Source organism: Vibrio sp. 10N.222.52.B12 (assembly GCF_002875385.1).
GTDB classification, from domain to species: domain Bacteria; phylum Pseudomonadota; class Gammaproteobacteria; order Enterobacterales; family Vibrionaceae; genus Vibrio; species Vibrio jasicida.
The window spans coordinates 1-12,388 of sequence record NZ_MDAW01000021.1 but is presented as its reverse complement, the minus strand read 5'-3'; the positions used below and the strand labels follow the sequence as shown (position 1 = coordinate 12,388).

Annotated in this window: 8 protein-coding genes; all 8 read right to left on the bottom strand. The window is 46.1% G+C overall.

Going from position 1 to position 12,388, the window contains the following annotated elements; genetic code table 11:
* Nucleotides 1-86: 86 nt before the first annotated feature.
* On the bottom strand, nt 87-4,289 hold the full coding sequence (gene rpoC, locus BCT11_RS01290; RefSeq protein WP_102386902.1) for a DNA-directed RNA polymerase subunit beta': 4,203 nt from the start codon (nt 4,287-4,289) through the stop codon (nt 87-89).
* Between the two features lie 105 nt (nt 4,290-4,394).
* Nucleotides 4,395-8,423: a DNA-directed RNA polymerase subunit beta gene (gene rpoB, locus BCT11_RS01285; protein ID WP_009705466.1), complete on the bottom strand. Its 4,029-nt coding sequence runs from the start codon at nt 8,421-8,423 to the stop codon at nt 4,395-4,397.
* A gap of 250 nt (nt 8,424-8,673) precedes the next feature.
* Nucleotides 8,674-9,042, bottom strand: a complete 369-nt coding sequence (rplL, locus tag BCT11_RS01280; protein ID WP_005440561.1) for a 50S ribosomal protein L7/L12 — start codon at nt 9,040-9,042, stop codon at nt 8,674-8,676.
* Between the two features lie 57 nt (nt 9,043-9,099).
* Nucleotides 9,100-9,594 carry a 50S ribosomal protein L10 gene (gene rplJ, locus BCT11_RS01275; RefSeq protein WP_005440560.1) on the bottom strand — a complete coding sequence of 165 codons (495 nt, stop codon included), beginning with the start codon at nt 9,592-9,594 and terminating at the stop codon, nt 9,100-9,102.
* 291 nt (nt 9,595-9,885) lie between these two features.
* On the bottom strand, nt 9,886-10,587 hold the full coding sequence (gene rplA, locus BCT11_RS01270) for a 50S ribosomal protein L1 (RefSeq protein ID WP_038873427.1): 702 nt from the start codon (nt 10,585-10,587) through the stop codon (nt 9,886-9,888).
* Nucleotides 10,588-10,591: 4 nt separating this feature from the next.
* A complete protein-coding gene (rplK, locus tag BCT11_RS01265) occupies nt 10,592-11,020 on the bottom strand; it encodes a 50S ribosomal protein L11 (RefSeq protein ID WP_005440554.1) in 429 nt (142 codons plus the stop codon).
* Nucleotides 11,021-11,164: 144 nt separating this feature from the next.
* The gene (nusG, locus tag BCT11_RS01260; RefSeq protein ID WP_005440551.1) at nt 11,165-11,713 is read right to left on the bottom strand and encodes a transcription termination/antitermination protein NusG; all 549 of its coding nucleotides are present in this window, start codon (nt 11,711-11,713) and stop codon (nt 11,165-11,167) included.
* 13 nt (nt 11,714-11,726) lie between these two features.
* Nucleotides 11,727-12,107: a preprotein translocase subunit SecE gene (gene secE / locus BCT11_RS01255; protein WP_005440549.1), complete on the bottom strand. Its 381-nt coding sequence runs from the start codon at nt 12,105-12,107 to the stop codon at nt 11,727-11,729.
* Nucleotides 12,108-12,388: the final 281 nt, after the last annotated feature.

Genomic DNA, 12,388 nt, shown 5'->3' with positions numbered 1-12,388 from the left:
TTTATCCCGAGTTCAGGTTATTTAGGACGGTACACTTCAAACAAAAAAGGCACCCGAAGGTGCCTTTTCTTTTAAGCTCTTAACGATTACTCGTCAGAAGAGAAGCCAGCGTTTAGAAGTGCCGCTAGGTTATCTGTTGCTTGTTCAGCAGATGGACCTTCTTGCGCTTCAGCACGTTTAGCTTGACGATCTTGGTGGTATGCGAAACCAGTACCAGCTGGGATCAGACGACCAACAATTACGTTCTCTTTCAGACCACGTAGGTCATCACGCTTACCAGAAACCGCAGCTTCTGTTAGTACGCGAGTTGTCTCCTGGAACGATGCCGCAGAGATGAATGACTCAGTCGCTAGAGATGCCTTAGTGATACCTAGTAGCTCACGCTCGAAACGTGCTGGCTCTTTGCCTTCAGCTTCTAGGTTACGGTTAGAAATCTTAACTTGTGAGTATTCAACTTGCTCGCCAGGTAGGAACTCAGAGTCACCTGCGTGAGTAATTGTACACTTACGTAGCATTTGACGAACGATAGTCTCGATGTGCTTATCGTTAATCTTAACGCCTTGTAGACGATAAACTTCTTGTACTTCGTTAGCGATGTACTGAGTTACAGCGTGTACGCCACGTAGACGTAGAATGTCATGTGGAGACTCTGGACCATCTGCGATCACGTCACCACGTTCAACACGCTCACCTTCAAATACGTTCAACTGACGATGCTTAGGAATCATCTCTTCGTAAGCGTCACCGCCGTCACGAGTGATTACTAGACGACGTTTACCCTTCGTCTCTTTACCGAAGCTCACAGTACCTGTGTGCTCAGCAAGAATCGCAGGCTCTTTAGGCTTACGAGCTTCGAATAGGTCAGCTACGCGTGGTAGACCACCGGTGATATCTTTGTTACCGCCAGATTTTTGAGGGATACGTGAAAGTGTATCACCCACACCTACTTCTGCGCCGTCTTCGATGTTTACAATCGCTTTACCAGGTAGGAAGTAGTGAGCTGGCATTTCAGTACCAGGGATCATTACGTCGTTACCTTGCTCATCAACAAGTTTGATAGCTGGACGCATATCTTTACCTGCTGCTGGGCGAGCTGCTGGGTCAGTGACTTCGCTTGAAGATAGACCTGTTAGGTCATCTGTTTGACGAGAAACTGTAACACCGTCGATCATGTCTACGAACTGGATGCGACCTGCCACTTCAGTGATGATTGGCATGGTGTGCGCTTCCCAGTTAGCAACAACGTCACCAGCTGCTACTGCATCGTTGTCGCCTTTGCTTAGCATCGAACCGTAAGGAAGTTTGTGCTTCTCTTTAGTACGACCGAATTCATCAATGATAGTTAGCTCAGATGCACGAGACGTGATTACTAGCTTCTTATCTTTGTTGATTACGAACTTAGCGTTGTGCAGTTTAACTGTACCAGTTGTCTTCGCTTGGATGCTGTTCTCTGCTGCTGCAGTAGATGCCGCACCACCGATGTGGAACGTACGCATCGTAAGCTGTGTACCCGGTTCACCGATAGACTGAGCAGCGATAACGCCTACTGCTTCACCTTGGTTCACTAGGTGACCACGTGCTAGGTCACGACCGTAACACTGTGCACAACAACCGAAGTCAGAGTCACATGTAACAACAGAGCGTACGCGCATGCTGTCTACAGAGTTCTCTTCCATGATCTGACACCACTTCTCATCAATTAGAGTGTTACGTGGGATCAGAACATCTTCTGTGCCTGGCTTAAGAACGTCTTCAGCTACTACACGACCTAGCGCTAGCTCAGTTAGTGCAACCTTAACATCACCACCCTCGATGTGAGGCATCATGTCAACACCCTCGTGAGTGCCACAGTCATGTTCAGTTACAACAACGTCTTGAGCAACGTCTACTAGACGACGAGTTAGGTAACCCGAGTTCGCTGTTTTCAGTGCCGTATCCGCAAGACCCTTACGAGCACCGTGCGTTGAGATAAAGTACTGAAGTACGTTTAGACCTTCTTTAAAGTTCGCTGTGATCGGCGTTTCGATGATTGAACCATCTGGACGCGCCATCAGACCACGCATACCCGCTAGCTGACGAATCTGAGCTGCAGAACCACGAGCACCCGAGTCAGCCATCATGTAGATGCTGTTAAACGATTCTTGTTGCTCTTCTTCACCGTCACGGTTAACTACCGTTTCAGATGAAAGGTTTGCCATCATCGCTTTTGCTACGCGATCGTTGGTCGATGCCCAGATATCAATCACTTTGTTGTAGCGCTCGCCCGCAGTAACAAGACCAGATTGGTACTGTTCCTGGATTTCACGTACTTCTTCTTCCGCTTCTGCGATTTCAGTGTACTTAGCTGGCGGTACAACCATGTCGTCGATACCAACAGATACACCAGATAGTGCCGCGTATGCGAAACCGGTGTACATGATTTGGTCAGCAAAGATTACTGTATCTTTAAGACCAAGCTTACGGTATGCCTCGTTAAGTAGGTTAGAGATCTGTTTCTTACCTAGCTTTTGGTTAACGATGCTGTACGGTAGGCCCGATGGCACGATTTGCCATAGCATTGCACGACCGATAGTTGTATCAACCATCTTAGTCTCAGTAGTGCTGTTGCCATCTTCGTCTACAACTGTTTCTGTAATACGTACTTTAACGCGTGCGTGTAGCTCAGCGGTCTTAGTGCGGTATGCTTTCTCAGCCTCTGCAGGGCCAGAAAGGTACATGCCTTCACCTTTCACGTTGATCTTGTCACGAGTCATGTAGTAAAGACCCAATACAACGTCCTGAGAAGGTACGATGATCGGATCACCTGACGCTGGCGACAGAATGTTGTTTGTCGACATCATCAGAGTACGAGCTTCAAGCTGTGCTTCTAGAGTTAGAGGCACGTGAACCGCCATTTGGTCACCATCGAAGTCCGCGTTGTATGCCGCACACACTAGTGGGTGTAGCTGAATCGCTTTACCTTCGATTAGTACTGGTTCGAACGCCTGGATACCTAGACGGTGAAGTGTAGGTGCACGGTTCAACAGTACTGGGTGTTCACGGATTACTTCGTCTAGGATATCCCAAACGACTGCTTCTTCACGCTCTACCATTTTCTTAGCAGCTTTGATTGTAGTCGCAAGACCACGAGTCTCTAGCTTGCTGTAGATGAATGGTTTGAATAGCTCAAGTGCCATCTTCTTAGGAAGACCACACTGGTGTAGACGAAGGTATGGACCTACTGTGATTACAGAACGGCCAGAGTAGTCTACACGTTTACCTAGAAGGTTCTGACGGAAACGACCTTGCTTACCCTTGATCATATCAGCAAGAGATTTCAGAGGACGCTTGTTAGAACCTGTGATCGCACGACCACGACGACCGTTATCTAGTAGCGCATCAACAGACTCTTGCAGCATACGTTTTTCGTTACGTACGATGATGTCCGGAGCAGCTAGCTCTAGAAGACGCTTCAAACGGTTGTTACGGTTGATCACACGACGGTATAGGTCGTTCAGATCTGAAGTCGCAAAACGACCGCCATCTAGTGGTACTAGAGGACGTAGATCTGGCGGAAGAACTGGAAGTACAGTCAGGATCATCCACTCTGGGTTGTTGCCAGATTGAATAAACGCTTCTACCAGTTTCAGACGCTTAGTGACTTTCTTACGCTTAGTTTCAGAGTTAGTTGTTTCTAGCTCTTCGCGCATTTGTTCAGCTTCAGCGTGCATATCCATAGAACCTAGTAGGTCCTTGATAGCTTCTGCACCCATCTTAGCAGTGAACTCATCACCCCACTCTTCTAGACGATCCAGATACTCTTCTTCAGTAAGCATCTGAGATTTTTCTAGATCAGTCATACCTGGTTCAGTTACTACGTACATTTCGAAGTAAAGAACACGCTCGATATCACGTAGTGGGATATCCATTAGTAGACCGATACGAGACGGTAGCGATTTTAGGAACCAGATGTGAGCTACTGGTGATGCTAGCTCGATGTGGCCCATACGGTCACGACGAACTTTAGTTTGTGTAACTTCTACACCACACTTCTCACAGATAACACCACGGTGCTTCAGGCGCTTGTACTTACCACAAAGACATTCGTAGTCTTTAACTGGACCAAAGATACGCGCACAGAACAGACCATCGCGTTCAGGTTTGAACGTACGATAGTTGATCGTTTCAGGTTTTTTAACTTCACCGAAAGACCATGAACGGATCATGTCCGGAGAAGATAGACCGATTTTGATAGCATCAAATTCTTCGGTCTTATGCTGTGCTTTTAGAAAGTTTAATAAGTCTTTCACAATCAGCTCCTGTAAGGAGTTAAAAGGAGCTCACTCGCTAAAGTGAGCACCTTCTACCAAATAATCGCTTTTTGGTTCTCTCAACCTTGGTCAAGAGAAAAGAGATTACTCTTCGTCTTCTAGCTCGATGTTGATACCTAGCGAGCGAATCTCTTTCAACAGTACGTTGAACGATTCTGGCATACCAGGTTCCATGCTGTGGTTACCGTCTACGATGTTTTTGTACATCTTAGTACGGCCGTTAACGTCATCCGACTTAACCGTTAGCATTTCTTGTAGAGTGTAAGCAGCACCGTATGCTTCTAGTGCCCATACTTCCATCTCACCGAAACGCTGACCACCGAACTGAGCTTTACCACCAAGTGGTTGCTGAGTTACTAGGCTGTACGAACCAGTTGAACGAGCGTGCATCTTGTCATCAACAAGGTGGTTCAGTTTCAGCATGTACATGTAACCTACCGTTACAGGACGCTCAAACTGGTCACCCGTGCGACCATCAAACAGTTTTAGCTGACCAGATTCTGGTAGGTCTGCTAGTTTCAGTAGCGCTTTAATAGACGCTTCTGGTGCACCGTCAAATACTGGAGTCGCGATTGGTAGACCGCCACGTAGGTTCTTGATCAGAGTACGAACTTCGTCATCAGATAGAGAAGCAATGTCTACTTTCTGGCGAGTTTCGCCTAGGTCGTAAACTTTTTGTAGGAACTCGCGGAATTTCGCTAGTTCTTGCTGCTCTTTAACCATCTGGTTGATCTTGTCACCGATACCTTTCGCTGCCAGACCTAAGTGTACTTCTAGGATCTGACCGATGTTCATACGCGAAGGTACACCCAGTGGGTTAAGTACGATGTCTACAGGCTGACCTTTCTCATCGTATGGCATGTCTTCAACAGGGTTGATCTTAGAGATTACACCCTTGTTACCGTGACGACCCGCCATCTTATCACCAGGCTGGATACGACGTTTAACCGCTAGGTAAACCTTAACGATCTTCAGTACGCCAGGTGCTAGATCATCACCTTGAGTGATCTTGCGACGCTTAGTTTCGAATTTCTTATCGAAGTCAGCTTTTAGCTCGTCCCACTGCTCAGCAAGTTGCTCAAGCTGTGATTGTAGTGCATCGTCTTCTAGCGTTAGTTCTAGCCACTTCTTACGATCAGTTGTGTCTAGTTTCGCTTCAGAGTAACCACCATCGATCAGTACAGCTTTAACGCGGTTTAGAAGGCCACCCTCAAGAATCTGGAATTCTTCAGTTAGGTCTTTCTTCGCTTCTTTAAGCTGCATTTGTTCGATTTCAAGCGCACGCTTGTCTTTCTCTACGCCATCGCGAGTGAAGACTTGAACGTCGATAATCGTACCTGATACAGAGTTAGGTACACGTAGTGAAGTATCTTTAACGTCAGATGCTTTTTCACCGAAGATTGCACGTAGTAGCTTCTCTTCAGGCGTTAGCTGAGTTTCACCTTTAGGTGTTACTTTACCAACTAGGATGTCGCCACCCTTAACTTCAGCACCGATGTAAACGATACCTGACTCGTCTAGTTTAGACAGAGCAGATTCACCTACGTTTGGAATATCAGCAGTGATCTCTTCAGAACCAAGCTTAGTATCACGCGCCACACAAGTAAGTTCTTGGATGTGGATAGTCGTGAAACGGTCTTCTTGAACTACGCGCTCAGATACTAAGATCGAGTCTTCGAAGTTGTAACCGTTCCAAGGCATGAACGCGATACGCATGTTTTGACCAAGCGCTAGTTCACCAAGGTCTGTTGAAGGACCATCAGCAAGAACGTCACCGCGTGATACAGGTTCACCTGGCATCACACATGGGCGCTGGTTAATACATGTGTTCTGGTTAGAACGTGTGTATTTAGTTAGGTTGTAGATGTCGATACCAGCTTCACCTGGTACTAGCTCTTCTTCGTTCACTTTAACAACGATACGAGAAGCATCTACTGACTGGATTACACCACCACGTTTAGCAACTGCAGTTACACCTGAGTCAACTGCTACGTTACGTTCAATACCAGTACCAACAAGCGGTTTGTCAGCTTTCAGTGTTGGAACTGCCTGACGTTGCATGTTCGCACCCATCAATGCACGGTTCGCATCATCGTGTTCTAGGAACGGGATAAGCGAGGCAGCGATAGATACAACCTGGTTTGTCGCAACGTCCATGTACTGAGCGTGCTCACGAGGGTGTAGACCAGATTCACCTTTTTGACGAGCTGTGATCAGCTCATCTGCAAAACCGCCTTCTTCAGTTAACGCAGCGTTAGCCTGTGCGATAACGAATTGGCCTTCTTCGATTGCAGATAGGTAATCTACTTCGTCTGTTACAACACCATCTACAACGCGACGGTATGGCGTCTCTAGGAAACCGTACTCGTTACAACGCGCAAACGCAGATAGAGAGTTGATCAGACCGATGTTTGGACCTTCCGGCGTTTCGATAGGACATAGACGACCGTAGTGAGTTACGTGTACGTCACGTACTTCGAAGCCAGCACGCTCACGAGTTAGACCGCCAGGACCCAATGCAGAAATACGACGCTTGTGCGTTACTTCTGATAGCGGGTTGTTTTGGTCCATGAACTGTGAAAGCTGTGAAGAGCCAAAGAATTCTTTAACAGCTGCAGAGATTGGTTTCGCGTTGATCAGGTCTTGAGGCATGATTGCGTCAAGATCGCCTAGGCTTAGACGCTCTTTAACTGCACGCTCAACACGTACTAGACCTACACGGAACTGGTTCTCAGCCATTTCGCCTACAGAACGGATACGACGGTTGCCAAGGTGGTCGATATCGTCCACTTCACCTTTACCGTTGCGGATCGCGATAAGCTTCTTCATCACTTCAACGATGTCTAGCTCGTCAAGTGTGCCTTGCTCTTGAGCATCTTCACGGCCGATAGAGCTGTTGAACTTCATACGACCAACAGTCGATAGATCGTAACGCTCTTCAGAGAAGAATAGGCTTTCGAATAGTGCTTCTGCAGCTTCTTTTGTTGGTGGCTCACCAGGGCGCATCATGCGGTAGATTTCTACCAGTGCAGAAATACGATCAACAGTGCTATCGATACGTAGTGTTTCTGACATGAATGGACCGTGGTCTAGATCGTTGGTGAACAACGTTTCTAGTGATTTGTGGCCAGCCTGAGATAGGTTCGCTAGTGCTTCCAGGCTAATTTCCTGGTTAGCGTTAACAATGATCTCGCCTGTTGCTTCGTTGATGTAATCTTTCGATGCAACTTTACCAACGATGTACTCAACTGGTACTTCGATGTGATCAACGCCATCTTTTTCTAGTTGGCGGATATGACGAGCTGTTACGCGGCGACCTTGCTCAACGTAAGTTTTACCGTTCGCTTCGATGTCGAATGACGCAGTTTCACCACGTAGACGATCAGGAACCAACTCCATTAGTAGAGTTTGGTCTTTCACTTCGAAGTTCACTTTTTCGAAGAAGATATCTAGGATTTCTTCTGACGTTTTACCAAGTGCACGAAGGATGATCGAAGCTGGTAGCTTACGACGACGGTCAATACGTACGTATAAGTTATCCTTAGGATCGAACTCAAAGTCTAACCATGAGCCACGGTAAGGAATTACACGTGCGTTATATAGAACTTTACCTGAAGAGTGGGTCTTACCCTTATCGCTGTCGAAGAACACGCCTGGGCTTCGGTGCAGCTGGGATACGATAACCCTCTCGGTACCGTTAATTACGAAGGTACCATTGTCTGTCATAAGCGGAATTTCGCCCATGTAGACTTCTTGTTCTTTAATGTCTTTTACAGTACCTGCTGGTGCGTCTTTATCAAAGATTACTAGACGTAGTTTTACGCGTAGTGGCTTTGAGTAAGTTACACCGCGGATTTGACATTCTTTAACGTCAAAAACTGGCTCACCAAGACGGTAGCTAACGTATTGCAGCTCAGAATTGCCGTTGTAGCTCTGAATTGGAAATACAGAACGGAAAGCAGCTTCAAGACCGTATTGACCTTCAGGATCCTGTTCGATGAATTTGTCGAACGAATCGAGCTGGATCGATAGCAGGTATGGAATGTCCAAAACTTGTGGACGAGTACCAAAGTCCTTACGGATGCGCTTTTTCTCGGTATAAGAGTAAACCATGGGGTTCCTCAGCTCGCTGATAAGTGACCCAAACCGTCCGCCCGCACCTAGTTACTTAAGGGGGGTAAGGGACAGTGACTAAATAGCTGTTTACTGTAGTGACATTTCATTGCGTAGGAATGAAATGTTTTTTGCATAGACATGAGACGCTTAAACAGCGGGAAAATTCGCTCATGCCCTACAGCGCAAAAAGGCCGGTGGTTAAAAAACCACCAGCCATTAGCCGTTAGGCTATGAAATTAAATAATAATTACTTAACTTCAACAGAAGCGCCTGCTTCTTCTAGCTGAGCTTTAAGAGCTTCAGCTTCAGCTTTCTCAACGCCTTCTTTTAGAGGTGCTGGAGCGCCGTCTACAAGAGCTTTAGCTTCTTTAAGACCTAGGCCAGTTGCGCCACGTACTGCTTTGATAACAGCAACTTTGTTGCCGCCAGCTGCAGTTAGGATTACGTCAAATTCAGTTTGCTCAGCTGCAGCTTCGCCGCCTGCTGCGCCACCTGCAACTACTGCAGCAGCAGCAGTTACACCGAATTTTTCTTCCATAGCTTCGATTAGTTCAACAACTTGCATTACAGACATTTCTGCAACTGCGTCTAGGATTTGCTCGTTAGTAATAGACATAACAATTCTCTTTTAAGTCAACAATAAGTTTATTTTGCAACCAGTAAAAAGCAAGGCTTAAGCCGCTGCTTCTTCTTTTTGATCGCGGATAGCAGCGATAGTACGTACCAGCTTGCCAGCAGAAGCTTCTTTCATGCACATCATTAGGCGTGCGATTGCTTCGTCGTAAGTTGGTAGTGTTGCTAGTACTTCAGCGTCAGTTAAAGCGCCTTCAAATGCAGCAGCTTTGATCTCGAAATCTTTGTTCTCTTTAGCGAAGTCTTTGAAAAGACGCGCTGCAGCACCTGGGTGCTCATTAGAGAATGCGATTAGCGTAGGACCAGTGAAAGTGTCAGTTAGACACTCGTACTCAGTACCTTCTACCGCACGACGAGCAAGAGTGTTACGAACAACTCTCATGTAAACGCCAGCTTCGCGAGCTTGTTTACGTAGAGAAGTCATCGCGCCAACTTGAACGCCACGAGAATCAGCTACAACTGCAGAAAGTGCACCACTGGCAGCTTCGTTGACTTCAGCAACAATTGCTTTTTTGTCTTGAAGGTTTAAAGCCATCTTGGATTTACTCCTGGTTGTCGTTACACCACTCACTATCATCACGACAGTGAGAGCTATTTAGGTGCTTCCCAGAAGAAAGTTAACTATTTACATAGAGCTTTCTGTCAGTTCGGGCACCATCTACGTAGGATAATTAAGCTTGTTTTGACACAAACACCTACGGTCTTGGACGGAGACTGGGTCTTAATTCATTTCGAACTAGGAGACAGTTCAAAGAACCAAAGTTCAGCCCCAACCACAAATATTAGGCGCAAAATTATACACAAATTTTGCGCCTAAGCAAATAAATTATGCTTGAGTGTTCAGGCTAGCCTGATCAACTGCAACACCAGCACCCATCGTAGTAGAGATGCTTACTTTCTTCAGGAAAGTACCTTTCGCTGAAGATGGCTTAGCTTTCTTCAGAGCAACTAGAAGTGACTCTAGGTTCTCTTTGATCTGCTCAGCAGAGAAGTTTGCTTTACCGATAGTAGTGTGGATGATGCCGTTTTTGTCGTTACGGTAACGAACCTGACCAGCTTTAGCGTTTTTAACTGCTTCAGCAACGTTAGGAGTTACAGTACCAACTTTAGGGTTTGGCATAAGACCGCGAGGACCTAGGATAGTACCTAGTTGACCTACAACGCGCATTGCATCTGGAGAAGCAACAACTACGTCAAAGTTCATTTCGCCTTTCTTCACTAGCTCAGCTAGATCTTCCATACCTACGATGTCTGCGCCAGCTTCTTTAGCTGCTTCAGCGTTTGCACCTTGAGTGAACACTGCTACGCGGATGTCGCGGCCAGTACCGTGAGGTAGTACAGTTGCACCACGTACGTTCTGGTCAGATTTACGAGCATCGATGCCTAGGTTAACAGCAACGTCTACAGACTCAACGAATTTAGCAGTAGCTAGTTCTTGAAGAAGAGCAACAGCTTCGTTGATTTCGTATTCTTTAGTTACGTCAACTTTTTCGCGGATTACGCGCATGCGCTTAGTTAGTTTTGCCATCTTATTAACCCTCTACCACTAGGCCCATTGAACGAGCAGTACCAGCGATAGAACGCTTCATCGCTTCGATGTCAGCACCAGTCATATCAGCAGCTTTAGTTTCTGCGATTTCTTGGATTTGAGCGTCAGTTACAGTGCCCACTTTTTCAGTGTTTGGACGACCAGAACCAGACTTAACGCCAGCAGCTTTCTTAAGAAGAACAGCAGCAGGTGGAGTCTTAGTTACGAACGTGAAAGAACGGTCGCTGTATACTGTGATAACTACTGGAGTTGGTAGACCTTTCTCAATAGATTCTGTTTTTGCGTTGAACGCTTTACAGAATTCCATGATGTTCACACCGTGTTGACCTAGAGCAGGACCAACTGGTGGACTTGGGTTCGCAGCGCCAGCAGCAACTTGTAGCTTGATGTAAGCTTCAACTTTCTTAGCCATGATATTTCCTAAAGTTTGGGTTCTAACGCTAGTCTGCTGACCAGCTCCCCGTTTACGTAAAAACTCTTTACTTCATGAGAAGTAAAAAGGCGCGAAATTATAGTCATAATTCGCGCCTTAGACAACCCTTAAAAAGGTGTTTTTTTAATCAAGTTTTTCAACTTGACCAAATTCAAGCTCAACTGGTGTTGCACGACCAAAGATCGATACAGACACTTTCAGGCGGCTCTTCTCGTAATCTACTTCTTCAACAGTACCATTGAAGTCAGCAAATGGACCTTCGTTAACACGTACCACTTCACCCGCTTCGTACATTGTACGAGGACGAGGAGACTCACTCGCTTTCTCAAGACGGTTAAGAATCGCGTCAGCTTCTTTATCTGTGATAGGTGCTGGACGGTCTGAGGTACCACCAATGAAGCCCATGACACGCGGCACACTGCGTACTAGGTGCCATGATTCATCGTTCATAATCATCTGAACAAGGACGTAGCCTGGGAAAAACTTACGTTCAGATTTACGACGCTGACCCGCGCGCATTTCCACTACTTCTTCAGTAGGAACTAGTACTTCACCGAATAGCTCTTCCATTGCGTGCATTTTGATATGCTCACGTAGAGATTGAGCTACACGACCTTCAAATCCAGAGAAGGCTTGAACTACATACCAGCGTTTTTTTGGAGCTTCACTCATGAATCACTACCCTCTATACCCCAGTTGCTAGAGCAACTAAACGAACCATGATGCCGTCAATTCCCCATAGCACTAGAGCCATTACAATACTTACAGCTAAAACAATCAGTGTTGTTTGCATGGTTTCTTGGCGTGTAGGCCAAACAACCTTACGAACTTCCATACGAGATTCTTTTGCAAAACTGATCGCTGCTTTACCTTTAGTCGTTGTCGCTGCAACGCCTAGGGCAGCTGCAATAAGAACAACAACGCCTGCAGCACGAACAACTACAGACATCTCACCATACAGGTAATTACCCACAACAGCGGCCGCTGCTAATACGAAAGCGGCAATCCACTTAAACGTATCTGCTGCGTTTGAGCTATCAGGAGTTTCAGCATTATTTGCTTTCATAAACCAACCTGTCACAAGTCTTAATATAGACGACAATAACCCCGCTGTTGCAGGGCAAACTCCATATCGCTGAAAAAATCAGCGCTACTCTCTTAAGATTAAGCTTCTCTGCCTAATCTTGCTCTACTCTCAACCAAATTCTGAACAAGAAAACAGCTAAAATAATGTTGAGCGCAGAAAAAGGGCATCAAATGATGCCCTTTTTGATACTGGTTCGTCAAATCTAATTCAAGATTTTCCGAAGACATTCGTTAATTCGTTAAGAATTAGTCGAAGATCTT